The 23,652-nt window shown below is 48.0% G+C and carries 25 protein-coding genes; all 25 read right to left on the bottom strand.

Annotated features, from left to right (window positions below; all coding sequences use genetic code 11):
• Nucleotides 1-148: 148 nt before the first annotated feature.
• Nucleotides 149-553 (bottom strand): 30S ribosomal protein S11, encoded by a 405-nt coding sequence (gene rpsK / locus ACN083_RS00315; protein ID WP_419100846.1) that lies wholly within the window; start codon nucleotides 551-553, stop codon nucleotides 149-151.
• A gap of 72 nt (nucleotides 554-625) precedes the next feature.
• Nucleotides 626-994: a 30S ribosomal protein S13 gene (gene rpsM, locus ACN083_RS00320; RefSeq protein ID WP_419100847.1), complete on the bottom strand. Its 369-nt coding sequence runs from the start codon at nucleotides 992-994 to the stop codon at nucleotides 626-628.
• Nucleotides 995-1,175: 181 nt separating this feature from the next.
• Nucleotides 1,176-1,289 carry a 50S ribosomal protein L36 gene (rpmJ, locus tag ACN083_RS00325; protein WP_419100848.1) on the bottom strand — a complete coding sequence of 38 codons (114 nt, stop codon included), beginning with the start codon at nucleotides 1,287-1,289 and terminating at the stop codon, nucleotides 1,176-1,178.
• A 136-nt stretch (nucleotides 1,290-1,425) separates the two neighbouring features.
• The gene (gene infA, locus ACN083_RS00330) at nucleotides 1,426-1,647 is read right to left on the bottom strand and encodes a translation initiation factor IF-1 (RefSeq protein WP_419100849.1); all 222 of its coding nucleotides are present in this window, start codon (nucleotides 1,645-1,647) and stop codon (nucleotides 1,426-1,428) included.
• A 194-nt stretch (nucleotides 1,648-1,841) separates the two neighbouring features.
• Nucleotides 1,842-3,023, bottom strand: coding sequence for a 23S rRNA (adenine(2503)-C(2))-methyltransferase RlmN (rlmN, locus tag ACN083_RS00335; protein WP_419100850.1), 1,182 nt, complete (start codon nucleotides 3,021-3,023; stop codon nucleotides 1,842-1,844).
• Between the two features lie 73 nt (nucleotides 3,024-3,096).
• Nucleotides 3,097-3,930 (bottom strand): type I methionyl aminopeptidase, encoded by an 834-nt coding sequence (gene map / locus ACN083_RS00340; RefSeq protein WP_419100851.1) that lies wholly within the window; start codon nucleotides 3,928-3,930, stop codon nucleotides 3,097-3,099.
• A gap of 110 nt (nucleotides 3,931-4,040) precedes the next feature.
• Nucleotides 4,041-4,607 (bottom strand): adenylate kinase, encoded by a 567-nt coding sequence (locus tag ACN083_RS00345; protein WP_419100852.1) that lies wholly within the window; start codon nucleotides 4,605-4,607, stop codon nucleotides 4,041-4,043.
• Nucleotides 4,604-5,914, bottom strand: coding sequence for a preprotein translocase subunit SecY (gene secY / locus ACN083_RS00350; RefSeq protein WP_419100853.1), 1,311 nt, complete (start codon nucleotides 5,912-5,914; stop codon nucleotides 4,604-4,606). Before secY ends, ACN083_RS00345 begins: the two co-directional genes overlap by 4 nt.
• 252 nt (nucleotides 5,915-6,166) lie before the next feature.
• Nucleotides 6,167-6,616, bottom strand: a complete 450-nt coding sequence (gene rplO, locus ACN083_RS00355) for a 50S ribosomal protein L15 (protein WP_419100854.1) — start codon at nucleotides 6,614-6,616, stop codon at nucleotides 6,167-6,169.
• A 2-nt stretch (nucleotides 6,617-6,618) separates the two neighbouring features.
• Nucleotides 6,619-6,828, bottom strand: coding sequence for a 50S ribosomal protein L30 (gene rpmD / locus ACN083_RS00360; protein ID WP_419100855.1), 210 nt, complete (start codon nucleotides 6,826-6,828; stop codon nucleotides 6,619-6,621).
• Nucleotides 6,828-7,517, bottom strand: a complete 690-nt coding sequence (gene rpsE / locus ACN083_RS00365) for a 30S ribosomal protein S5 (protein WP_419100856.1) — start codon at nucleotides 7,515-7,517, stop codon at nucleotides 6,828-6,830. The genes rpmD and rpsE overlap by 1 nt, the downstream gene beginning before the upstream one ends.
• The gene (gene rplR, locus ACN083_RS00370) at nucleotides 7,517-7,876 is read right to left on the bottom strand and encodes a 50S ribosomal protein L18 (RefSeq protein WP_419100857.1); all 360 of its coding nucleotides are present in this window, start codon (nucleotides 7,874-7,876) and stop codon (nucleotides 7,517-7,519) included. The genes rpsE and rplR overlap by 1 nt, the downstream gene beginning before the upstream one ends.
• A gap of 2 nt (nucleotides 7,877-7,878) precedes the next feature.
• Entirely contained in the window at nucleotides 7,879-8,415 is a 537-nt protein-coding gene (gene rplF / locus ACN083_RS00375) for a 50S ribosomal protein L6 (RefSeq protein WP_419100858.1), read from the bottom strand.
• Between the two features lie 25 nt (nucleotides 8,416-8,440).
• Nucleotides 8,441-8,839, bottom strand: coding sequence for a 30S ribosomal protein S8 (gene rpsH / locus ACN083_RS00380; protein ID WP_419100859.1), 399 nt, complete (start codon nucleotides 8,837-8,839; stop codon nucleotides 8,441-8,443).
• An 80-nt stretch (nucleotides 8,840-8,919) separates the two neighbouring features.
• Nucleotides 8,920-9,480 (bottom strand): 50S ribosomal protein L5, encoded by a 561-nt coding sequence (gene rplE, locus ACN083_RS00385; RefSeq protein ID WP_419100860.1) that lies wholly within the window; start codon nucleotides 9,478-9,480, stop codon nucleotides 8,920-8,922.
• Nucleotides 9,480-9,815 carry a 50S ribosomal protein L24 gene (gene rplX, locus ACN083_RS00390; protein WP_419100861.1) on the bottom strand — a complete coding sequence of 112 codons (336 nt, stop codon included), beginning with the start codon at nucleotides 9,813-9,815 and terminating at the stop codon, nucleotides 9,480-9,482. The genes rplE and rplX overlap by 1 nt, the downstream gene beginning before the upstream one ends.
• A 3-nt stretch (nucleotides 9,816-9,818) precedes the next feature.
• Nucleotides 9,819-10,190 carry a 50S ribosomal protein L14 gene (rplN, locus tag ACN083_RS00395; protein ID WP_419100862.1) on the bottom strand — a complete coding sequence of 124 codons (372 nt, stop codon included), beginning with the start codon at nucleotides 10,188-10,190 and terminating at the stop codon, nucleotides 9,819-9,821.
• A gap of 441 nt (nucleotides 10,191-10,631) precedes the next feature.
• Nucleotides 10,632-12,959, bottom strand: coding sequence for an S-layer homology domain-containing protein (locus tag ACN083_RS00400; protein WP_419100863.1), 2,328 nt, complete (start codon nucleotides 12,957-12,959; stop codon nucleotides 10,632-10,634).
• Between the two features lie 342 nt (nucleotides 12,960-13,301).
• Entirely contained in the window at nucleotides 13,302-17,399 is a 4,098-nt protein-coding gene (locus ACN083_RS00405; protein WP_419100864.1) for an amino acid adenylation domain-containing protein, read from the bottom strand.
• An 84-nt stretch (nucleotides 17,400-17,483) separates the two neighbouring features.
• Nucleotides 17,484-17,705, bottom strand: a complete 222-nt coding sequence (locus tag ACN083_RS00410) for a phosphopantetheine-binding protein (RefSeq protein WP_419100865.1) — start codon at nucleotides 17,703-17,705, stop codon at nucleotides 17,484-17,486.
• Nucleotides 17,706-17,728: 23 nt separating this feature from the next.
• Entirely contained in the window at nucleotides 17,729-19,429 is a 1,701-nt protein-coding gene (locus ACN083_RS00415; protein ID WP_419100866.1) for a (2,3-dihydroxybenzoyl)adenylate synthase, read from the bottom strand.
• Complete coding sequence (locus ACN083_RS00420; protein WP_419100867.1) at nucleotides 19,419-20,747, bottom strand: alpha/beta hydrolase-fold protein; 1,329 nt, start codon at nucleotides 20,745-20,747, stop codon at nucleotides 19,419-19,421. The genes ACN083_RS00415 and ACN083_RS00420 overlap by 11 nt, the downstream gene beginning before the upstream one ends.
• A gap of 14 nt (nucleotides 20,748-20,761) precedes the next feature.
• The gene (locus ACN083_RS00425; RefSeq protein WP_419100868.1) at nucleotides 20,762-21,568 is read right to left on the bottom strand and encodes an ABC transporter ATP-binding protein; all 807 of its coding nucleotides are present in this window, start codon (nucleotides 21,566-21,568) and stop codon (nucleotides 20,762-20,764) included.
• Between the two features lie 6 nt (nucleotides 21,569-21,574).
• On the bottom strand, nucleotides 21,575-22,636 hold the full coding sequence (locus ACN083_RS00430; RefSeq protein WP_419100869.1) for a FecCD family ABC transporter permease: 1,062 nt from the start codon (nucleotides 22,634-22,636) through the stop codon (nucleotides 21,575-21,577).
• The gene (locus ACN083_RS00435; RefSeq protein WP_419100870.1) at nucleotides 22,633-23,646 is read right to left on the bottom strand and encodes a FecCD family ABC transporter permease; all 1,014 of its coding nucleotides are present in this window, start codon (nucleotides 23,644-23,646) and stop codon (nucleotides 22,633-22,635) included. The genes ACN083_RS00430 and ACN083_RS00435 overlap by 4 nt, the downstream gene beginning before the upstream one ends.
• Nucleotides 23,647-23,652 lie beyond the last annotated feature (6 nt).

Raw genomic sequence — 23,652 nt, forward strand, 5'->3', positions numbered from 1 at the left:
AGCATCCGCTATATGAGCTCACAGGTTGGGGAAAACAGGGAATAAGGAAGCAGACGAAGCAGTCTGTCCGGTGATCGGTCTATATCTTTTAGGATGAGAAACCGACCGCCCGAGCACTAGAACTCGGGAGAACCGCATCTTCTAAAAATTAGACGCGACGACGCTTCGGCGGACGGCAGCCGTTGTGAGCGACAGGGGTAACGTCCTGAATCGAACCAACTTCAAGACCAGTTGCCTGAAGTGAACGAATTGCAGTTTCGCGACCGGATCCTGGACCCTTAACGAAAACGTCTACCTTACGAACGCCATGCTCTTGAGCTCGCTTTGCAGCAGTTTCAGCAGCCATCTGAGCTGCGTATGGGGTGGACTTACGTGAGCCCTTGAATCCCATTTCGCCAGCAGACGACCATGAAATGACTGCACCAGAGGGATCAGTAATAGAAACAATGGTGTTGTTAAAAGTGGATTTAATATGTGCCTGACCGGCAACAATATTCTTGCTTACCTTGCGGCGGCTAGTTTTACGTGCCGCTGCACGAGTCTTGGGAGGCATTTTTGATTCTCCTACAAAGGTTTGGTGAATACGTTGGTCCAACAAGATGTGATGGACTGAAACAACGTGTTATTACTTCTTCTTACCAGCAACGGTACGCTTAGGACCCTTACGGGTACGAGCGTTAGTTTTGGTGCGCTGACCATGTACGGGCAGACCGCGGCGGTGACGCAGACCCTGGTAGCTACCAATCTCAACCTTGCGGCGAATATCTGCAGCAACCTCACGGCGGAGGTCACCTTCAACCTTGTAGTTACCTTCGATGAAGTCACGAAGCGAAACGAGCTGAGCGTCGCTCAGGTCCTTAACGCGCACGTCAGGGCTAATTCCAGTAGCCTCGAGTGTTTCGTGTGCACGGGTTTTACCCACGCCGTAAATGTATGTAAGAGCTACTTCCACGCGCTTTTCGCGGGGAAGATCGACTCCAGCGAGACGTGCCATATTGGCTGTTCTCCTTATTGATATCAGAGGTCTATGGCATCACTGCCTGGAGGTTATCTCCAGTCCCCGGCCTCTGTGTCCGGAGGTATTCTAAAAACCGATATCTTCAGTTTTCAGAAGCGGTGCCTATTTCATGAACCCGTTTTGAAACGGATGAGCATTCCTCAGAGCTATTAAGTGATTAGCCCTGACGCTGCTTGTGGCGCGGATTTTCGCAGATCACCATGACTTTGCCATTACGGCGAATCACTTTGCACTTATCGCAGATCGGCTTAACGCTCGGCTTGACCTTCATCGCATTCCTTTGCGTTGATTGCAATTATTTGCAGTTACAGTTGGGCGGAATAAGAGGTTTCCCTACATACGTAGAGAACGTTATCCCCTATTTAACGCACGTTAAACGCCGCACGAAGCGACGTTTACTATGCTGTTTATTTATAGCGGTAGACAATACGACCGCGTGAGAGGTCGTAAGGGGACAATTCCACAATAACTCGATCCTCAGGCAGGATTCGAATGTAGTGCTGACGCATCTTGCCTGAGATGTGAGCTAGTACTTTGTGTCCGTTGTCCAACTCAACACGAAACATCGCGTTGGGTAGAGCTTCGACCACAGAACCTTCAATCTCAATGACGCCGTCTTTCTTGGCCATATCCTCCGCTAACGTCGGTGTCTGATGAATCCACATCAGACATTGAACTTATCTTGTGATTTATCTCCACACAGAACACGAGGAACGGTAGAGACAACCAACAATCCAGTGTACGGGATATCTGCTCAAAAGTTAACCCATTTGAGCAATCTTCACGTGATATTGCACTCATTGAGTATATTGCATGGCACAAACTATTCCTGAGCAGCTAGCTGTCCGCATGCTCCGTCAATATCCGACCCGCGAGTATCACGAATCGTCGTTGGAATACCATGAGCACGTAAACGCTCCACAAAATTCTGCTCCACACCTTTACGAGAGGCTGTCCACTTTGAGCCCGGAGTCGGATTCAGCGGAATAGGATTCACATGAACCCAGCCACGTCCTCGCTGGGCGAGCTTCTTCCCCAATAAATCAGCACGCCATCCTTGATCATTAATATCTCGAATTAACGCATACTCAATAGAGATTCGGCGCCCGGTAGTCCGATAATAGCTGTACGCGGCGTCCAACGCCTCATCAACCTTCCAATGAGTGTTAATAGGAATCAGCTCATCGCGTAGTTCATCATCAGGAGCGTGCAAAGATAATGCAAGAGTAATCGGAAGCTTCTCCATCTCAAATTTACGCATACCTGGCACAAGCCCCACGGTAGACATTGTAATACCGCGAGCAGAAATACCAAGACCTTCTGGAGGAGGATCGATTAAACGATGCACCGCACCCATCGTACGTTTATAGTTTGCAAGAGCTTCGCCCATACCCATAAACACGATATTCGACACTCGTAAGGGGCGAGTATCCTCAGCACCATCACCAGCTTGTTCAAGGCCTTTCATCTCTTTGAGGTAACGAGCACCAGCAACCACCTGTTCAACAATTTCTGCAGTTGAAAGATTGCGAGTTAGCCCTTGCTGCCCTGTAGCACAGAATGGACAGTTCATACCGCAACCAGCCTGCGAAGAAATACACATCGTCACACGATTCTCGTATCGCATAATGACAGATTCGACCATCGCCCCGTCGAAAAGACGATGAACCACTTTAAGCGTATTACCCCGATCGGCTTCAAGAGTGCGTACCGGAGTTAGAAGCTGTGGCATTGCTTCCGAAACCATTTTTTCACGATTAGCAGCAGGTAAATCCGTCATCAAAGCAGGATCGCTCACCAAACGTTCAAAATAATGTTTTGACAATTGTGCTGCACGAAATGGTTGATAACCAAGTTCCTCTAAAAAAGCGCGACGGCCTTTCATATCAAAATCAGCAATATGACGAGGAGGTTGCTCACGACGTGGGGCACGTAAAGCAATGGTTCCAGGAGCAGGGCGGACATTTGAAATCTCCACCAGAGTTTTTGTGTGAGTTGTACTCATAATATCTTTCTTCATATCTCACCGTATATGGCAGATGAGATTCAATGTGTGATGCGTTCTTCTCTCAAGCAAGCTAAGCGGGGATAGGTTTGACGGTAACACCAAGTTTGGAAAGTTCTTCAGCACCGCCGTCTTCTGCAGTCAAAACCCAAATGCCTTCAGAGTGAAGAGCTACGCTGTGCTCCCATTGACAAGCATCGCCGCCATCAGCGGTAACAATGGTCCACTCATCAGCAAGAGTTCGGGTACCAATTCCACCGGTGACAAGCATCGGTTCAATAGCCAATGCCATCCCCTTCTTCAAGCGGGGGCCTAAATCTCGTGCAGCATAGTTCAGTACTTCGGGAGCCATATGCATTTGGGTTCCGATGCCATGTCCAACAAAGTCTTCAATAATTCCGTATTTGTCGCCTGTCTCTGAACGAACAAAATTTTCGATGGCTAAACCGATTTCTCCCACTTTGCGTGCTGTTGCCATCGCAGCGATACCGTGCCACATTGCGGTACGAGTTACTTCAGATAGTTCCCGACGTTCTTGGCTAACTTCTCCGATTAGAGAAGTTCGAGCAGAATCACCATTCCATTTTTTACCGTACGGATCAACGACGATAGCGCCGCCGTCAATAGAAATCATGTCACCAGAAGCTAAGACCCTATCTCCTGGGATACCGTGAACAACCTCATCGTTGACTGAAGTACAAATAGTTGCAGGGTAATCGTAATACCCTAAAAAGTTTGACGTAGCGTTATGTTCTTTCAACACATTCCGAAAAACGACGTCAAGTTCAGCAGTACTTACTCCAGCTTTTGCAGCCTGAACAGCAGCATCTAGTGCACGAGAGGTAACCACTCCAGCTTGCGCCATCCAATGAAGTTGTTGGTCTGTTTTATATTCAATGCGTCCCATCAGAACATCCTTTCCTCAACACTGTGTCAGCACACAACACAGGTACTTATGATTCTTTTAAGCTGTTGTGCCCCCGGAACATGTCGGGGGCACAACAACGTATCAGAATGTTATTTCTTCAAGGCCTCAAGAATACGAGTCGTTACATCGTCAATTTCGCCAAGACCATCTACTTCTTGAATCAAGGAACGCTCACGGTAGACAGAAAGCAAGGGTGCAGTCTGTTCCTCATATACCTTAAGACGGTGACGAATGACTTCTTCCGTATCGTCGGTGCGTCCTTGTTCAGCAGCGCGCCCAAGAAGACGTTCTACGAGTTCATCGTTATCAGCAATGAGCAAAAGTACCTGGTCAATTTCTTGCCCAAGTTCTTTGAGAATCTCATCGAGTTCAGTCACCTGAGCAGTATTGCGAGGGTATCCGTCGAGAAGGAAACCATCTCGAGCATCTTCTTCAGCTAGACGAGCACGCACCATGTTGTTGGTGACGGAGTCTGGTACGAGGTTTCCAGCGTCGATATAGCTTTTTGCTTCTTTTCCAAGAGGAGTTTCTTCCTTAATGTTTTTACGGAAGATGTCACCGGTTGAGATAGCAGGAATATTGAGCTTTTCTGCAATGCGAGCAGCTTGGGTTCCTTTACCTGCACCGGGAGGTCCAATGATGAGCAAACGATTCATCGTAGCAATCCTTTGTAATTGTGTTGTTGTAGCTGAGCGTCAATCTGTTTCACGGTATCCAAACCAACGCCAATAACGATGAGCAATGAGGTACCGCCAAATGGGAAGTTCTGGTTTGCGTTAAACAGTACCAACGCAATAAGCGGAATCATCGCGATAGTTGCCAAGTACAAGGCACCTGGCAAAGTAATACGGTTTAGAACATATGAAAGATATTCTTGGGTGTCTCGTCCTGCACGAACTCCGGGGATAAAGCCACCGTATTTCTTCATATTTCCGGCAACTTCTTCGGTGTTGAAGGTGATAGAAACATAGAAATATGCGAAGCCTAGAATCATGAAGAAGTAGAGAATCATGTAAAGAGGGTGATCTCCTCGAACAAGATAGGTGTTAATCCAGTTGACCCATTCTGGAGGAGCAGTACCGTCACGAGGAGTGTTGAAATTCGCAATCAAACCAGGAACAAGAAGCATAGACGAAGCGAAAATCAGCGGGATAACGCCGGCCATATTCACTTTCAAGGGGATATACGTTGAACGAGTTTGTACCGTCCGACGACCAACCATGCGCTTTGCATATTGGACGGGGATACGGCGCTGTGATTGTTCAACGAAAACAACGGCGATAATGACGACGAATCCTATAGCACAGATGGCGGCAAAGACCCCCCACCCTTGAGATTTAGCGATGCTACCCAAGGAAGTCGGAAATTGCGCTGCAATAGAGGTGAAAATCAGCAAGGACATGCCGTTACCGACGCCTTTTTCGGTGATTTGCTCACCCAGCCACATGATAACGCCTGTTCCTGCGGTAAGAACGATGATAATCAGAAGGATATGCGCCAGGCTCTCATCAGGAATAATAGGAAGTGGGCACTCCCCTAGCAAAGTTCCAGTACGAGCCAAAGTAACAATTGTGGTTGCGTTCAATAGGGCAAGACCAATTGTCAGATAACGGGTGTACTGGGTCAGTTTGGTTTGTCCCTGTGGCCCTTCTTGATGGAGTTGTTCAAAGCGTGGAATAACGACCCTCAACAACTGCACAATAATAGAAGCAGTAATATAAGGCATCACGCCAAGAGCAAAAATTGACAGCTGTAGCAATGCGCCACCGCTAAAGAGGTTCACCACATCATAAACGCCTCCGGTAGTATTACCGAGCGCTAGACATTGCTGAACGTTGCCGTAAGAGATACCTGGTGCTGGAATGAAAACACCAAAACGGTACACTACGATAATGCCCAGGGTGAACAGCAGCTTACGCCGCAAATCGCGGGTTTTAAAAGCCCGACCGAACGCGCTAAGCACATGTCCTCCTGTAAATATAAGTTGGGTCAATGCACCGTTTTATTCTGAGCTTTAAACTCAGCATGGCACGATGCTGTACACAGTCTCATTTAGTCTAGCTTGTTTAGAGGGTGAACGACATAATCTCAAGACTTAACTTGCCCTAATATCAGCGAAAATGTGGCGAAGAATAACTTTAAAGAGCGAACGGCCTCGCATGCTGTAGCGCGTGCTACATCATGCGAGGCCGTTCGTGTTTTGAGCTAAGCTATATTACTTAACAGTAACGGTGCCGCCAGCTGCTTCAATCTTTTCGATAGCAGACTTGGAAGCTTTATCAACGGTGATGTTGATTTTAACGTTAAGTTCGCCGTCGCCGAGAACCTTAACCAATTCGTTTTTACGAACTGCTCCCTTAGCTACGAGTGCGTCAACGGTAACGTCGCCACCCTCGGGGAAGAGTTCCGCAAGACGATCCAAGTTAACAACCTGGTATTCAGTGCGGAAAGGGTTCTTGAAGCCACGAAGCTTTGGAAGGCGCATATGCAATGGAAGCTGTCCACCTTCAAAGCCAGGACGAACCTGGTAACGTGCCTTAGTACCTTTGGTACCGCGACCTGCAGTTTTACCCTTTGAGCCTTCACCGCGGCCTACGCGGGTCTTTGCTTTGTGGGCACCCGGTGCGGGGCGCAGATCGTGAATTTTAATAGCGTCTTGTGCCATCTTTATTTGACCTCCTGAACCTTCACCAAGTGAGCAACGGTGTTAACCATGCCGCAGGTGACGGGGTCTGCAGTGCGAACAACTTTGTTGCCTGGGCGCTTAAGACCTAGGGAACGAAGGGTATCGCGCATGTTCTGCTTCTGTCCGACGTAAGACTTAATCTGAGTAATCTCAAGTTTAGCGTCGCTGGGCTGAATTCGCTTACCGGCCATTACGCACCTGCCTTATCAGACTTGGACTTGAGCAAGAAGTTAGGAATAACTTCATCCTGAGCAAGACCACGGCGTGCAGCAACAGCTGCAGGCTCTTCAAGCTGCTTGAGCGCTGCGACAGTTGCGTGAACAATGTTAATCTGGTTTGAGGAGCCCAAAGACTTGGAAAGCACATCGTGAACGCCAGCTGCTTCAAGAACGAGGCGTACAGGACCACCAGCGATGATACCGGTACCTGCTGTTGCAGGGCGAAGCATAACAACGCCAGCTGCTGCCTCACCTTGAACACGGTGAGGGATGGTGCGACCATCAACGCGAGGAATGCGGAAGAAATTCTTCTTTGCTTCCTCAACGGCTTTAATAATCGCTGCAGGAACTTCTTTAGCCTTACCGTAACCGATACCGACCATGCCGTTACCGTCACCGACGACCATCAAAGCGGTGAAGCTAAAGCGACGACCACCCTTGACGACCTTAGAAACACGGTTAAGGGTTACGAGACGCTCGATGTATTTCTCGCGTTCCTCTTCACGACCACGGTTTCCGCGGCGTTCGCCACGGTTGCCACGACGCTCGCCACGGTTACCGCGGCGCTCTTCACGTGCAGAGGAGTTCTCGGTGGTTTCAACTGCTTCAGCGGTTGTTTCAGTCACCTGAGTTTCCTTTTCATTTACTGTCTGTTCGCTCATTAGAGTGCCAGACCTCCTTCGCGTGCGCCTTCAGCCACTGCTGCTACACGACCGTGGTATTTGTTACCACCGCGGTCGAAGACAACGGCTTCGATGCCAGCTGCTTTCGCACGTTCGGCAACGAGTTCGCCAACGCGCTTAGCTTTTGCAGTTTTATCCATTTCAGCGTTACGCAATTCAGTTTCCATGGTGGAAGCTGATGCAAGAGTGTGACCCTTAACATCGTCAATGATCTGCACGAACATGTGACGGGTGGAACGGGTGACGCTCAGACGAGGACGTACAGCGGTGCCAGATACGTACTTGCGAACGCGTACGTGACGACGCTTGCGCGCAGCTGCCTTTGACTTGATAGCCATTATTACTTACCAGCCTTTCCGACCTTGCGGCGGATTTGCTCGCCTTCGTAGCGAACACCTTTGCCTTTGTAAGGATCAGGCTTACGGAGACCGCGGATGTTAGCGGCGACCTGACCAACCTGTTGCTTGTTAATACCAGAAACGGTCAGCTTGTTCGCGCCCTCAACGGTGAAAGTAATTCCTTCAGGAGCTTTCACAGAAATCGGGTGGGAGTATCCCAAAGCGAATTCTAGGTCGGAGCCCTTTGCCATTACGCGGTAACCGGTACCAACGATTTCGAGCTTCTTTGCATAGCCTTCAGTTACACCGACAATCATGTTATTGATGAGGGTGCGGGAAAGACCATGGAGAGCGCGAGAAGTGCGCTCGTCATTCGGACGGGAAACAGTGATTACACCGTCTTCCAAAGCAACAGTGATAGGTGCAGAGATCTCGCGGGACAATTCGCCCTTAGAGCCCTTTACGGTAACCAAGTTGCCATCAATCTTTACCTCAACGCCGGCAGGAACCGAGATGGGGAGACGTCCAATACGTGACATTCTTCTTCCTTTCTCTTCTTACCGACTACCAGATGTAAGCGACGACTTCGCCGCCAACACCCTTCTTCGCTGCCTGCTTGTCAGTAAGCAGACCTGAAGAGGTGGACAGGATTGCGATACCGAGTCCACCGTGAACCTGAGGAAGGTTGGTGGATTTTGCGTATACACGCAAACCCGGCTTGGAAATACGGCGAACGCCTACGATGGAACGTTCACGCGAGGGGCCAAATTTGAGGTTAAGAGTAAGGGTCTTACCGACCTTTGCATCTTCTACCTGAAATTCAGCGATGTAGCCTTCAGCTTTAAGAATTTCCGCAATGCGGCCTTTGAGCTTGGAGTAAGGCATAGATACGGTGTCGTGGTATGCCGAGTTTGCGTTACGCAAACGGGTCAGCATATCTGCGACAGGATCTGTCATAGTCATGGTGGGCTCTTGCCCTTCCTCGTTATGGTTTCCTCTCCCCTACAAGTTTGTAGTTTTAGGAGGGACCTACAACGTAGTCGTTACTTGGTCTTAAAAGGGAAGCCAAGCGCTTTAAGCAATGCGCGGCCTTCGTCGTCAGTTTTTGCGGAGGTCACAATGGTGATATCCATACCGCGGACGCGATCGATGGTGTCCTGATCAATTTCGTGGAACATGGACTGTTCGGTCAAACCGAAAGTGTAGTTACCATTACCGTCGAACTGCTGATCGGATAGACCGCGGAAGTCGCGGATACGAGGCAGTGCGAGAGTAATCAAACGATCGAGGAATTCCCACATACGGTCGCCACGTAGAGTGACGTGAGCGCCGATAGGCTGACCTTCACGCAGTTTGAACTGTGCGATGGATTTCTTCGCGCGGGTTACGAGAGGTTTCTGACCGGTAATTGCGGTGAGGTCGCGAATAGCGCCGTCCATGAGTTTTGCGTCGCGAGCAGCTTCGCCAACACCCATGTTTACAACAACCTTAAGAACCTTGGGAGCCTGCATCACGTTGGAGTAGTTGAACTGCTCCTGCAGAGCTGGGGTAACCTCTTCGTTGAACTTAGTCTTGAAGCGAGGGGTAATCTTGGTTTCGGTCATTAGATGTCCTTACCTGAGCTCTTGGCGTAACGTACGCGAACGGTACGAGTTTTGCCATTACGCTCTTCTGTCTCGAGGCGGAAACCAACGCGAGTCGGCTTTTTGGTCTCGGGATCAACGATTGCTACGTTAGATACGTGAATCGGTGCCTCGACCTTTTCGATTCCACCGGCTGCACCGGTCATCGGGTTTGCCTTGTTGTGCTTGGTGACGATTTTTACGCCCTCAACGAGCACACGGTTGGTCTTCGGGAAGACGCGCAGAACTTTACCCTGCTTACCGCGATCTGCACCTGAGATGACCTGTACGAGGTCACCGGACTTGATCTTAGCCATGAGTTAGAGCACCTCCGGAGCAAGCGAGATAATTTTCATGAACTTCTTATCGCGCAACTCACGCCCAACTGGCCCGAAGATACGGGTACCACGGGGGTCGCCATCAGTATTCTTGATGATGACTGCGGAGTTCTCATCGAATTTAATGTAGGAGCCGTCTGGGCGACGGGTTTCCTTCTTGGTACGGACGACAACTGCTTTAACAACGTCGCCCTTCTTAACGGTACCGCCAGGGATTGCGTCCTTAACGGTTGCGACAATGATGTCGCCAATGCCTGCGTAACGACGGGAAGAACCACCGAGAACACGGATGGTCAGGATTTCCTTCGCACCGGTGTTGTCAGCGACCTTCAGTCGTGACTCCTGCTGAATCATATTTCTCCTGTCGTCTCGCCGGTTCCAGCCGCACGGTATGTTGTGGACTAGCCTTGCGGAACATTTTTACGGGATGTTTGACGCACCGGTCCCTCATCGTTGCGATGTGGGTTGGCGGATACGCCTGGGATTAATCCATGCCAGGAACATTTGGGCCCGCTAGTAAAGCGGGCGAACCCCGCTAGTAAAGCGGCATTATGCTTTGGCACGAAAAAATCCGTGGTTAAACGTCTGGGTATAAAAACCCATACAAACGAATACTCTAGCACAGTTTTTCTCACCTAAGACAGCCCTTAACCAGAAGATATTCCTGTAATTAACGACACTTAGAATAAACCTTAAAAAGAAGTAGGGCACTCAAAATATTTTTTGAGTGCCCTACCCCTTCAGGATAAGAGTCTTAGCTACAACAAGACTCCTAGTTTCTCAACGAAACACTACTTACTTTTTTGCGCTAGCTTCAAAAGTAGCGTTCTGAGCAAAACGGTAAACGAATGCTGCCATAGCGTCACGCTTGTTGTTTTCATAAGGACGGTAGGTGTTATCTTCCCAGCCCTTGCTGATGCCGTTTTCTTTCATCCATGCGATTTCCTTGTGGAAGATGTCTGCATTAGAAACATCTTTGAAGGAGTGAGCAGGCTCAGTGAATTCAGGAGAACCAGCCGCACGGTAGAAGAATGCTGCCATAGCGTCACGCTTGATAGGCTCAGAGGGGCGGTAAGTACCATCAGCCCAACCGGTGGTGATACCGGCCTGGTGCAACCATGCAATTTCCTTATAGAACACGTGATCGGTAGGAACGTCCTTGAAAGGAGATTCTTCAGGAGCATGGTAGCGAGGTGAACCAGCTAGACGGTACATGTACGCAGCCATTGCACCACGATCAATGTTTTCGAAAGGACGGTAAGTTCCATCAGACCATCCCTTAGCAACACCGTGCTCGCCAACCCACTGAATTTCGTTGTGGAAGATGACGCTGTCATTGTTGTCCTTGAAGGAAACAACAGTGAAGTCTTTATCGGTAGTCTTGGTTAGCTCAGGGTATCCCTGGAAATCAACCTTAGTGGGCTCAACAACTTTAGCTTCGGAATCCATTGCAGCAGCTGGAGCACCAACGGTGAAATCAAAGGTCACTGAACGACCGTTATCGTTCTGAGCCAGAGAACCACTCAAGAAGGTTACAGAATGTTCAGTTCCAGCAGCCCACTCGTCAGCAGTAGCAGTGGAGTTCTCGGGGGTAGGGAACGGCAAGGTTGCAGTCCAAGAACCGTCAGCGCCAGCTTGAACGACACCGTAGACAGTCTTATTTGGAATAGCTTTTCCGTTGACAGGGTTGGTTACAGGTTCAAGAACGCTTACTCCACCCATGTCAAACTTCGCAGCGAGTACAGAACCTACGCCATCTTTAGTGGTCCAACCGGTACCACTAAAGACAAGATCCTTACCGTTTTCTGCGGTCTTAACTCCGGTTACAGTAGCACCATCAGAGTTGGTGACGGTGTCTTTCTCTGCATGAGAAGCATCAGCTGCGTCATCGGTTTTGACGTCAACAGTGAAACGAGTGAAGGAGTTAGCATCAATGCTGATGTCTTCACCTAGAATCATAGTCTTGTTGCCAGGAGCAGGCTTACCTGTCGCAAAATCAAGTGCGAACGGAACATTAACACCTTCAGCGTAAGTTCCTTTATCGACAGCGAAAACAGAACCGTCGTTTGCAAGAGCGAGGTCGTTTGTCTTCTCTTCACCGGTGTTGACATCAGCAACAAGTTTTCCTGCAGCTGCGTCAATAACACCTACAGAGCCTTGGCCGAAGTCTGCGACGTATACGAGGTCACGCTCTTCATCGTTGACAATACCCAATGCACGAGTACCGAAGGGAATGCTCTTCTTGAACGCGTGGCTATCAAGATCATAGACGGTAACGCCAGAGTTCTTACCATCTTTACCCTGCGAAGAAATGTAAATTTCACGCAAGGAATGATCGATAGCCACACCAGAGGGGTAAACATCTGCATCAGGATCATCAGCATGGACAGTAAATTCACCAGCAAGAGTGAAAGTATCCAAGTTAATCAGCTGAACAGTTCCGCTAGAACGCTCTGGAACGTAAAGTAAACCAGCGTTCTCGTCGATAGTGGGGTTCATGGTGAGAACACGGACATCGCTTTCAGGTTTGATAGCGAGGTTCTTAATCTCGTGGCTTGTAAGGTCTACAGACCAAACGTTGTAACGTCCGGTGATGTATGCCTTGTTGTGCTTGTTGTCAATAATGACAGAACGTGGGTGTTCGATGTCTGGCTCGCTGGCAAGAACGTCATAGTTCGTCCAGAGGAGTTCCATCGTGTCCTGATCATAGACAGAGATTGAATCGGTACGAGTATTAGTAACCCATACGGTGTTGTTAACGTCATCTACGGCGATACCAAAAGCACCCATGTATGAGAAACCAGCTTTAACTCCGGTGCCGGAGCGAGCAGCAGGAAGTTCTGCCACTGCTTCAATTTTCATGGTCTCAGGATTAACTCGAGCAATAGTAGATACGGTGTTGGTACGAAGGAACGAACCAGTAACCCACATCTTGTTATGAGTCTTGGAGTATGCGGCCTGATATTGACCAGGAATACCCTGGGTCTGTTGTGCATCAACACTGATGGAGCGTGCTGACTCATGCGCCTGAGCTGGAACGACAAAAGAAGATCCAAGCAAAGAGAGCGCGCTCATACCAACTAAAGCAGAAGTAGTGAAGCGATTGCGCTTGTTGAGATTCATAATATTCCCATCGGAGGACTAGGTGTAAAAACCTGAAGGTTTAATCGGTTTGTCCTTCTGAATAAGATCCCTCTACGGGGTTCATGAAGAACCGTAATTAAGGATGTCCTATTTAGCTGTTGAGTGCAAGCTAATTTAATAAATAGGTGATATTTTTTATTCCTAATTGACCATTGCTTCAAAAGCCCGTAAACTCAACAACTTTCACGAACTTCACCTCTCACCCTCGATGGCATCGCTGACAACTTTTCATGAAAAGCACTCTCACTACAAAATCTGAGAATATCCTCAATATTCAGCAATAAATACATGACGTTTTATGAACAAAAACCTGACAGATAGTTAAGAAAAATCACTCCTGCATAAGGTCAGAATCTCTTGAACCCGAGACGGTTGAACCAACGACGGATGAATACCCTTAATATGATGAACTCGCACGCGAGGAGCCTGCTTCACCCACGCAGAAGCATCCAAGAAAGGCTGATCATCATGAGCAACAGCAATCACAACGGTATCGCCCTCAAACACACGTTGAGTAGAAGAACGCATCAACCGAGTGTGATACCTCATCGTACGAATACACGTCTGAAGGTCTCGCTCCCCCAAATGCCCTAGCGCAGAGCCAGAGCCTTTCAAAAGCTCAACAGCCCGCCCCAAAGACAACGGAGACTCTTCCGTATCAACACCTCCCATACGTAATAACGCACGGTAGGTGTCCTCTTTACTCGGTTCATCCACAGAAGCCCATTGTTGGGCAGGATAACCATCAAGAATCACACACTGTTTAACCTTCATCCCACGAGCGCTTGCCAAAGATGCAACATCCACTGAAACAGTTCCGCCAACAGACCAGCCCACCAGATAAAACGTCGATAGCTCCAAGCTCTCAAGCAAACCAACATAATATAGGGCTAATTCTTCGATGCTCTGAGGCTCAGGATATTCGGGGTCCTCATAATGTGGAGTCTGCAAAAGAATAACTGAAGCATCTTCTGGTAAATGCGCCACATACGAAGAATAGCTCCATCCTAACCCGCCAGCAGGCGCTAAAAAGACCCACGGTATTTGCTCGCGAGCGCCTTCCCTGAGTATTAACACGTGAGAGAACTCTCGACGTTCATCATGGCCTATAGCAGCTAAAAGCTCTCGTGGCGTAGGAGCAGCAAAAATCATTCCTAACGTACAGCTCATACCCAAACGACGCTCTAATACAGCAACCAGCTCTAAAGCTTTCAGAGAATTACCCCCAGCAAGAAGGAAATTCTCTTGAGGTCCGTATTGTTCTACTCCAAGGACTTCTGCAAACAAATCACAGAGTTGCTCTTCTTGGAAAGATTCGGGGGCATCTGAAATTGTTCGAGACAAACCATAATCAACATTTATGAGAGATTTTCTATCAATTTTTCCACTGGCGCTAACCGGCAATTCAGGAAGCACCGCCCAAAGAGTAGGAACCATATATGGAGCAAGATGTTCAGCACAATCATGGCGAACTTGACCAATAGAATCCTCAACGAGGTTTTCGTCATATGGTTCAGACATCTCATAAATTGCAGCTAATACAGGTTCAGATCCACGATATTCAATACGAGCAATACCCGAACGAACCGCAGCAGAAGCGTTTAAAACACTCTCTACCTCACCTAGTTCAAGACGTTGCCCACCAATTTTGACTTGAGCGTCGTTACGACCGCGATAGGTAATCGTCCCATCTTTATTCCACTGTGCAATGTCTCCCGTCCGATAGCAACGTTCACCGGTAGAAGGCATCGTCAAAAAGCTACGTTTGTTGGCTTCATCGTTACCGCAATACCCTTGAGAGAGTTGAACTCCGGCAAGTACAAGTTCGCCGGTCACACCGGCAGGTACGATAGCGCCCGTAGGATCAACGATATAGCAATGAGTGTTCCACACCGGCTTGCCGATAGGAATAGGTTGACGTTGAGGTTCTTCTGCCGTATCAAAATAGGTCACATCCACGGCAGCTTCGGTAGGGCCATAAAGGTTAAGAGGATAAACACCTAATAGTTGATAAGTGCCCACCACATGTTCTGTTAACAGGGCTTCACCACTGCATACTACATACCGTAGTTTTTTAGAATCATACGTTTGAAGAACACGTGAAGCAGCCGGCGAGTTAAGGAAAAGAGTCAGCATAGCTGGCACAAAATGAACGCAGGTAACGTCTTGTTCACAGATAACCCGTGCAAGGTATACGGGGTCTTTATGCCCTTCCGGAGCAGCAATCAGCACGGTGGCACCTTCTTGTAACGGCCAGTACAGCTCCCACACATGAACATCAAAAGAAATAGGGGTCTTGTGTAGCACCACATCACCGTAAAAAAGCGGAATCTGATGTTGTTGCCAACGAAGACGGTTATCAATCGCACGATGAGAAATAGCAGCACCTTTAGGACGCCCTGTAGACCCAGACGTGAACAAAATATAGGCAGTATCTTCCAAAGATAAGTATTCACCAGGATAGCGCTCAGACAATATACTTTGTTCCGAAGCTATCTCCACCAAACAATCCCAGTGGACATCAGGGATTGGCGGTGTCAAGGAACTATCCCAAGAGGGTGTATGAGGCCCCTGGATGATTAAACGGATGTTAGCATCTTGCCCCATAGAGCTGACGCGTTCTGCTGGTAGCTCCGGTAAAAGAGGTACGTATACAGCACCAGCATAGAGCAAACCATATACCGCAATATACTGTTCAATACCACGGTGAAAACGAAGCCCTACAGCATCACCGGCTAAAACCCCATGGGCTTTGAGCGCACACGCAAAAAGCCGTGCCTGAGTATCTAGCTCCGCATAGGTCAGCTCTTTATCACAGTTTAAAGCTTCCGGTTCATCACAATGTATTGCCCCACTTGCTCGTACCGCAATAGCCTCCGGTGTTTTTCTCACCTGATGTTGAAAACGCTCTAAAAGGCTGCAGTACTTTATGGTATGATTCGTGCTATTAAACTTTTCCAGTTCAAGAAGTTCTTCTGCGGTGCATACGCTCAATATTTTTTCATCATCTTCAGCAACAATAGCCTGAGCCCATTCTTTGAGCCAAGACATAAGGCGCCTAAGGTGTTGTTGAACCTCATCTACGCTATAAAGAGCAGAGTTAGCATCAATTTCGCAGCTGATACCTTGCCCCCGTCCAGGCATACCGCGAAAACAGAACGTCATATCATCAACAGGTCCGGCGTTGAGGTTATGTAAGATAACACTTCCTTCTGGAACCCGAAAAGACGCATCAAAAGGAACAACATTAATTTGTGCACCAAAAAGACGCCCCTGATGACGTTGAGCTAAACGTTCAAGTTCTTCTTGACGAACGAACGCATAACGCTGGTTGCGTTGCTGTTGCTGCTGAACCTGACGTATTTGTTCTGTCCCCGATAAGCCGGCAGAGACAAGCACCGGTAACACGTTGACTGCGGTACAGCCTATTTGTGCACACGCAGCAGCTAATGGTTGTTGCTGGTCAGGAAGCATCCGGTTCATTTGAGGAACACCCACCGAAACATGCTGGTTATAGCTCACTCGTGTTAGGTATGCCCCAATACCAGCAATGACCACAGTAGGCCACGCAACACGACATTTCTGGCTCACCTCCAGCAAGAGTTTTTCGGTGCATTGTTCCAACTCAGCACGTGCCCTCCACGGATACGGTGAAGCAGACTCACGATAACCGGCAATCGTAGTATCAGGCTGGCAAAGGACTCCTTGCAACGCTTGAGCATTCTCGTCGTATGGTTCTTGGGTATTCCACGGAGGATTTGATGCCCAGAAGTTATATTGCAACTGCTGGATACTATGTGCCTGTTCATCAGCATCAAGGAGAGATTTTAAAGAACCTCGTCTTATCGTAGGTATCGGTTGCCCTTGCCTCAACGTACGATAAATGCTCAATACACGGCTTAAAGCGTTAAAAACAGCAAAACCATCAGCAACACTATGATGAAAGATATGAACCAACCATAAACGTCCCTGCCATAAGATTCCTTGGCTACGAACAGTCTGCCCAGCCGCGAGATCTAGAGGCAAACGCATCAGCTGAAGAGCCCAGCGAGCAACCGGAGCCGGCAAGGATGAATGCCCGTGAACGTATTCCTCGTCTAGGTCTTGACCAGATTCTTGAGAGAGCTCAACGATAGGAAATAGTGGGTTGATCTCAACAAAATCGTCAAGAGATATAAGACGTTGTTGAGGTTTCCCGTCAAAGACTCTTAGCTGTACACGAAAACTTTCATTTTCTTGATACACCTGTTGCAATCCTTGACGTAGCAACTGTATATCTATCTCTTCTGGGCATTCTAGAACCTCGGCAGTGTTATAGCAGGGGTTTTCGGGATCTAGTTCTTGGGCAAAGAAAATACCACGAGCAGAAGAAATCAGCGGTAGCCACTGGTCTTGTGGGGAGGAAGATACACAATCCATCGTTGAGGTGTCTTTTCTCTAAATCCTAATTTTTATGGTGAGCGTTCAGCTGACTGCTGAGAAAGCTATAGAAAAATATAGAAATTAACGGGAACTTAAAAAGGCTGTTGTGGGGTCTGCAACCAATTCGGTAAATTCCACATGAATACCAGCTTGAGCAAGGTCATCTAAGAGAGCAAAAGCACCCATCGAATCCAACCCTAAAGTAAATAAATCTGTTTGGGGTTCATCAAAAGCACGTGCTAGAGAGTCAGCATCGTGAAGGTATTTCTGAAGAATAGAACGTAACGTGTTCTCAGAAGTCATGAGATATTCCTTTCAAAGATTTTTTATGAGTATGACAATGTTTCGAGTAGCTGAGCTCGCACATCTTTTCGAGAAATTTTTCCAACTTTTGTTGTCGGTAAAGAGCGCATCACCTCTACACGTTCAGGAATCTTATATGAGGCAAGTCCCTGCTCTGTGAAAAAGTGTTGAAGCTCTTCACGTGCATTCGCCTCAAAATGTTCTCCGGGATAAGGAACAACTACCAAACAGACGCGTTCGCCAACAGTCTTATCCGGGATTCCTAACGCAATAGCGTCATAGATTTTAGGGTGAGATAACGCCAAATCTTCGATCTCATCAACCGCAATTTTTTCGCCGTTACGGTTAATTTGGTCTTTGGCACGTCCTGTCACTTCTAGGCTTCCATCGGGATGTAATTTCACAATATCCCCAGAACGGTAAAACCCATCTTCAGTGAAACTTTTCTCGTTAATGGCAGGCTCATCATAATAACCACGAATCGTATAAGGTCCTCGAGTCAGTAAATGCCCAGAGACCCCCACCGAAACAGGGTTATCGTGGTCATCCACGATTAGTATTTCGTCAAAGGCGCTGATGGGCTTGCCTTGAGTGTTATATCGTAGTTCATCGCTATCCTCTGCACGCGTGTAGTTAACAAGGCCTTCAGCCATACCGAAGACTTGTTGTAAGGTTGCCCCCAGCACAGGTTTAATATTTTGAGCAACAGACCGTGATAGCTTGGCTCCACCCACTTGAAGAAGCTCTAAAGAGCTCAAATCAGGGGTACGTCGTTGTGCAGAAGCAATCCACGCTTGCACTAACGGAGGGACTAAAGCCGCAACTTTAACATTCTCTTGAGCAATAAGAGAAAACGCAGTCTGCGGGCTCGGATCTGCAGCAAAGACGATGGTTGCGCCAACATACATTGCCCCAAGGATTCCCGCAGAACTCATCGTAAAATTATGTGAAGCAGGAAGCACCACCAAAAAAGTACTATCACTTCGTAGCTGACAAATCTTTGCAGATTCTCGTACCGAATATAAATAATCAGCATGAGTGCGCGGAATCAGTTTAGAAACACCAGTGGTTCCTCCAGACAGTTGTAAGAACGCAACTTGTTCGCTCTTCCTCTGCGCAGAAGTATTCATCACAGTTGTTAACTCTTGCAGATGTTCTTGCTCTTCAAGCTCCCACGGATGACAAACATCATATCCAAGTGGGGGAATTCTCCCCTCATCACGAAGTATCTGAGAGTAAGAAGAATAGACTGCTGATAGGTCCATTCCAGGTACACGAGAAGAAAAGATATGCGCTGCAGCATCAGTCTTACGAGCAAAATGAGATAGCTCTCGCTCCCGATGTGAAGGCATACAAAAGACGGGTAAAGCCCCCGCGTAAAAGATACCGAGCAACGCACTCATATATTCAGCGATATTCGGTAATTGTAAAAGCACCCTATCTCCGGGACGAACGCCTCCAGCACGCAAACGAGAGGCAATATCCCACCCGTGCTGAGAAAGTTCGGCATACGTCCATCGAATAGTCGGAGGAGTTTTCTCTTCCCATAAAGTATGTGAGTGCCCAACTACAGCAAGAGATTCAGCATGACGCTGGCATTGCTCCACGAAAAATTCGGGGAGTGTCTGATCAATCCATAGGCCTTCTTCTCGATAACGTTGAGCGTACTGCTCTGGTATAGCTGGAGGAGGAATTAAAGCAGAACGAAAAATATTATGAGTCATGATGGTCTTTCCTTCGCGCCATATATTTTTGAGCTCGAATTATTGCCGGAATGAGGTCTCCACGCCAACACGCGTAGTCATGTCCACCGTTAAAAATAGTGAAGTTCACGGTAGCTGGAGTTTTTTGAAGCTGACGAACAAAAACATGGTGAGGAGGCTCTAAAACCCATTCTTGGGCTCCTACCTGAATCTCAAAATACACGTGAGATAAACGTTCTTGGTTGTTTTCAGCCAGAATACGTTGCAAGGAATCAGCAACAACTGGTTGCCATAAAGAAGCAGACTGGGAAATCACAGCACCAACTTCTTGAGGATAATCTAGGGCAAGTAACAAGGAAGAAAGCCCTCCCAAAGACTGTCCCATCACCATCAAAGAGCCACGAGATATACCGATACCATATTGTTCTTCAAGCCACGGAATCAAAGACGATATCAGATACTGTCCCATAGGTGCTGTACCGTCTAACTCAGCCCAACGCCGTTCTCTACCTCCCGAATGCACAAACACTACGTGCATAGGGTCTAATGCGCCTTCAGCAAAAGCACTTTCAAGCATCAGTTGAAGACCCATCGACAGCCATACCTCACCGTCGAAGACAAGAGCTATCGGCGAATCTTTTGTCGCGTGAGGTAAAGAGTGTACGAGTATCTGGCGGTCTTCGGGAGCCTGCACCCACTTGGGTTTAGCTAAAGAACGGAGCTGTTCCATCTCCGGTAAATACCGTTGTTCGGGGGCTTCAGATAAAGATACGACGCTTAGTTCTTTACCTGCACGGTTGAGACACCGGTGCTGATTGTATATATCAGCATAACCAGAGTCTAAGGCTGCGCGTAAACGAACCTGCTGTCCTTGTGTAACCCAAGCCGGAGTCTGACCTGCATAAGCGGGAATATAACAATAGGATGCCCGCCAGTTGGTCTTCATCAAGAAGCTTTTACTAAACCAACCGGTCTTTCCGATAGGTTTCATTAAAGAATCGTCAATATTTTTCTCATCCGTTAGACGATTCACAAAAATCAGCACCTGTTCAGCTTGCCGATCATGGTAGAGGAAGGTCACGATACGCTCATCGTCAGACGAAGCTGATTCTATGAGAGGACTCCCCTGCTGAGCAATAGCTAAAAGGCTCTCTGCTGCTTCATCAGTTGTTATTTTTGCGTGGTGAAGATTCTTATGTATCGTATCGATAACAGCAGAAGAAACTTGCGCTAGAGGTGTTGGGCGCGCAATTTTAGGGGGCGTTCGGCGAGCGCTTGCTAAGGCTTGCTCTGATGTATCTGCGGCATTGTTTTGGGTAGTCTTCGAGATATTCTTCACGGGTATTTTTGCTTCTATACGTGGTCTTCTTGTTCTGCGGCAGGAACAACCATGGGTGTACCGGTGTAGGGGTCTTGCATAATCATGCAATCTAGGTCAAAGACTTTGCGGATGAGCTCTGAAGTAACAATCTTTTGTGGTTGCCCTTGAGCAATAATTGCTCCGTCTTTCATGAGTACAACATGCGTTGCATAGCGGAAGGCGAGGTTTAAATCATGTAGGACAACAGCGATAGTTCGTCCGCTCCGGTGCAGGCGTTGGGTAAGGTTAAGAACCTCGATTTGATGAGTAATATCTAAGTATGTGGTTGGTTCGTCGAGTAGGATGAGCGGTGTTTGCTGAGCTAAAGTCATCGCAATCCAGACGCGTTGTCGTTGTCCTCCTGAAAGTGCTTCGATAGGGCGATCAGCAAGTTCAAAAACATTTGCAGCTTTCATCGCATCAATGACGATTTGTTCGTCTTCTTCACTCCATGAGCTGAGCAGACTCTGGTGGGGGTATCGTCCTCGAGAAACGACGTCAAAAACACTCACCCCAGAAGGTGCTTGAGGTGTTTGAGGAAGCATGGCAAGAATCTGTGCAATGTTCTTTGATTTCAGACCCGACATCTTTTGTCCGTCAAGATATACTTCACCTTTTTGGTGAGGAATAACCCGCGCAAGAGTTTTGAGGAGCGTGGACTTTCCACAGGCGTTAGGGCCGAGAATAACGGTAAGTTCACCTTCTAAAACCTTGAAGTCTACCCCCTCAATGACGCGATGTTCACCGTAACCGACGGATACATCATGGGCTTCAAGACGTGATGCTACGTGCTGTTCCATAGATTCTTATTTCTTCCGTTCCGTTGCAATGAGGTAGATGAGGTAGAGTCCGCCAAGAGCTCCTGTCACAACGCCTACTTGTAGCGTCATATTGAAGGCGTATTGTCCGATAAGGTCAGAGCCAAGAACTAGAGTAGAACCGGTCAGTCCTGCCGCGAAGAGCGTTCGCTTCTTAGCAATTTTTTGTGCAATATGCGGTGCACTTAGAGCCACAAAAGCTAGCGGACCGGTCACAGAGGTAGCTAAGGATACGAGAATCACTCCAACGAAAAGGGCAAGAACTCGAATGGTAGAAACGTTCACCCCTAATCCGGATGCCACGTTATCACCGTAGTTCAAAATATCTAAAGGGCGAGCAAGTAGGAGCAAGAATGGTACGAGTACGGTAAAGAACACTGCAAGAAAAATGATTTTATTCCAGTTCATAGTGTTCAATGATCCGGCAAGCCATGATGCTGCAGTTTGAGCTTGAGTGAGAGAGGCTCGTACCACCAGCAAAGAATTCACCGCCGAAAGAGTTGCCCCAAGGCCCAAACCGATAAGCACGAGGCGGAACCCTCTTAAACCCGTATGGCGTGTTAAGAACCAGACAGCCAGTGATGTTCCAAAACCTCCTAGAACAGCGCCCACCGCAATTTCTAGTGGTGTGGCGTTACCTAGGATAATGGTGATAAGGGCACCCGTAGCTGCCCCGTTGGTGAAACCGATGATGTCTGGAGAGCCGAGAGAATTTCCTGATATGCCTTGAAAGATTGCTCCAGAAATTCCTAGTGCAGCGCCGACGATGAGGGCAGCGATAATACGTGGAGCACGTACTTCAGTCACAAAATATATGCCGAGCCTGTTACCTTCACCGTAAAAAGCTTGAAGAACTTGTAACGGGCTCAGATGATAATCTCCTTGAAGCATGGCCCAAAAGCTCATGGCAATGATCAGTAATGACAGTGTTAGACAGTAGACCAATACGCGACAGGTTATTTGCCAAGAAACTAAACCAACAGAAACACTGAGAACTTTTTGACCAGCAAGGTTGTCGTGAATTCGCAAGGGTTTTGACACATTTTTCATAGTGCGTCGACCTTCCTGCGTGACATCAACACAATAAATAGTGGGGCGCCCACAAGTGTGGCGATAATTCCTACTTGGGTTTCTTGAGGAGCAATAATGATGCGTGCAATAACATCTGCTAGTAAGAGCCAGAGTGGGCCAACAAGAGCTGAACCGCTAGTCACCCATCGGACGTCATTACCTAACACATAACGAACGATAAAGGGAACGGCTAAACCGACAAAAGAAATCGGCCCGATAGCGGCTGTTGCAGATCCAGCCAGTAAGGTTACCGCCAGAAGCGATAAAAACTGTGTTCTTCTCACATGAACACCCAATGCTATAGCGGCTTCTTCTCCAAGTGATAGAGCATGTATGGCGGGAGTAACGACGAAGGCAAGTATGAGGCCTACCCCAATAACGGGGGCAACAGCATACACAATAGACATATCTCTAGCTTCTAAAGATCCGGCTACCCAGAAACGAAACTCGTTAAATGCGTCTTGATTGCTAAGAATAAGTGCTTGGTTTAAGGCGCTTAATGCAGCAGAGATAGCAACACCGGCTAAAGCTAAACGCACAATAGAACGGCTCGTCCCTTGACCTAGAAAGTACACGGCTACAGCTGCGATGCTAGCACCGATAAAAGAGGCAATGAGGTAGTGACCGATACTGAGCACTCCCCAAAAAATCACCGATAATACAACGGTTACCGACGCACCAGCATTGATTCCCAATAGGCCAGGCTCGGCAAGGGGGTTACGGGTGAGAGATTGCATGAGTGACCCCGAGACCGCTAAAGCTGCGCCACAAAGAATTGCTAGAAGAGTGCGAGGGATACGCTGTTCCCAAATAATTTTTTCTTCAATGCCAGAAGAGTGGCCGGTCAAGGCTGACCAGATGTCGTGCAAGGTGAGTGAATGCGAGCCGAAGAGAATAGAGAGCACTATTCCGATACAGCTTAATACTACGAATAGTATGATCCAACGGATACGTTGCGTATACCGTACGGTCTGGGCAGGAGAACTCACCGGCCA

The organism is Rothia sp. CCM 9418 (assembly GCF_048512825.1).
Lineage (GTDB): Bacteria > Actinomycetota > Actinomycetes > Actinomycetales > Micrococcaceae > Rothia.

What these genes read in the sequence shown, in the direction of transcription:
- rpsH (WP_419100859.1), bottom strand. Translation starts at nt 8,839, where the DNA reads ATGACTATGACAGATCCTGTCGCAGATATGCTGACCCGTTTGCGTAAC.
- ACN083_RS00405 (WP_419100864.1), bottom strand. Translation starts at nt 17,399, where the DNA reads ATGGATTGTGTATCTTCCTCCCCACAAGACCAGTGGCTACCGCTGATT.
- ACN083_RS00415 (WP_419100866.1), bottom strand. Translation starts at nt 19,429, where the DNA reads ATGACTCATAATATTTTTCGTTCTGCTTTAATTCCTCCTCCAGCTATA.
- rplR (WP_419100857.1), bottom strand. Translation starts at nt 7,876, where the DNA reads ATGGCTATCAAGTCAAAGGCAGCTGCGCGCAAGCGTCGTCACGTACGC.
- infA (WP_419100849.1), bottom strand. Translation starts at nt 1,647, where the DNA reads ATGGCCAAGAAAGACGGCGTCATTGAGATTGAAGGTTCTGTGGTCGAA.
- rplE (WP_419100860.1), bottom strand. Translation starts at nt 9,480, where the DNA reads ATGACCGAAACCAAGATTACCCCTCGCTTCAAGACTAAGTTCAACGAA.
- rpmD (WP_419100855.1), bottom strand. Translation starts at nt 6,828, where the DNA reads ATGGCCGGTAAGCGAATTCAGCCCAGCGACGCTAAACTTGAGATTACT.
- ACN083_RS00430 (WP_419100869.1), bottom strand. Translation starts at nt 22,636, where the DNA reads ATGAAAAATGTGTCAAAACCCTTGCGAATTCACGACAACCTTGCTGGT.
- rplO (WP_419100854.1), bottom strand. Translation starts at nt 6,616, where the DNA reads ATGGCACAAGACGCTATTAAAATTCACGATCTGCGCCCCGCACCGGGT.
- ACN083_RS00400 (WP_419100863.1), bottom strand. Translation starts at nt 12,959, where the DNA reads ATGAATCTCAACAAGCGCAATCGCTTCACTACTTCTGCTTTAGTTGGT.
- rpsE (WP_419100856.1), bottom strand. Translation starts at nt 7,517, where the DNA reads ATGAGCGAACAGACAGTAAATGAAAAGGAAACTCAGGTGACTGAAACA.
- rplF (WP_419100858.1), bottom strand. Translation starts at nt 8,415, where the DNA reads ATGTCACGTATTGGACGTCTCCCCATCTCGGTTCCTGCCGGCGTTGAG.
- rplX (WP_419100861.1), bottom strand. Translation starts at nt 9,815, where the DNA reads ATGGCTAAGATCAAGTCCGGTGACCTCGTACAGGTCATCTCAGGTGCA.
- rpsM (WP_419100847.1), bottom strand. Translation starts at nt 994, where the DNA reads ATGGCACGTCTCGCTGGAGTCGATCTTCCCCGCGAAAAGCGCGTGGAA.
- rlmN (WP_419100850.1), bottom strand. Translation starts at nt 3,023, where the DNA reads ATGAGTACAACTCACACAAAAACTCTGGTGGAGATTTCAAATGTCCGC.
- rplN (WP_419100862.1), bottom strand. Translation starts at nt 10,190, where the DNA reads ATGATTCAGCAGGAGTCACGACTGAAGGTCGCTGACAACACCGGTGCG.
- rpsK (WP_419100846.1), bottom strand. Translation starts at nt 553, where the DNA reads ATGCCTCCCAAGACTCGTGCAGCGGCACGTAAAACTAGCCGCCGCAAG.
- ACN083_RS00410 (WP_419100865.1), bottom strand. Translation starts at nt 17,705, where the DNA reads ATGACTTCTGAGAACACGTTACGTTCTATTCTTCAGAAATACCTTCAC.
- ACN083_RS00345 (WP_419100852.1), bottom strand. Translation starts at nt 4,607, where the DNA reads ATGAATCGTTTGCTCATCATTGGACCTCCCGGTGCAGGTAAAGGAACC.
- rpmJ (WP_419100848.1), bottom strand. Translation starts at nt 1,289, where the DNA reads ATGAAGGTCAAGCCGAGCGTTAAGCCGATCTGCGATAAGTGCAAAGTG.
- map (WP_419100851.1), bottom strand. Translation starts at nt 3,930, where the DNA reads ATGGGACGCATTGAATATAAAACAGACCAACAACTTCATTGGATGGCG.
- ACN083_RS00425 (WP_419100868.1), bottom strand. Translation starts at nt 21,568, where the DNA reads ATGGAACAGCACGTAGCATCACGTCTTGAAGCCCATGATGTATCCGTC.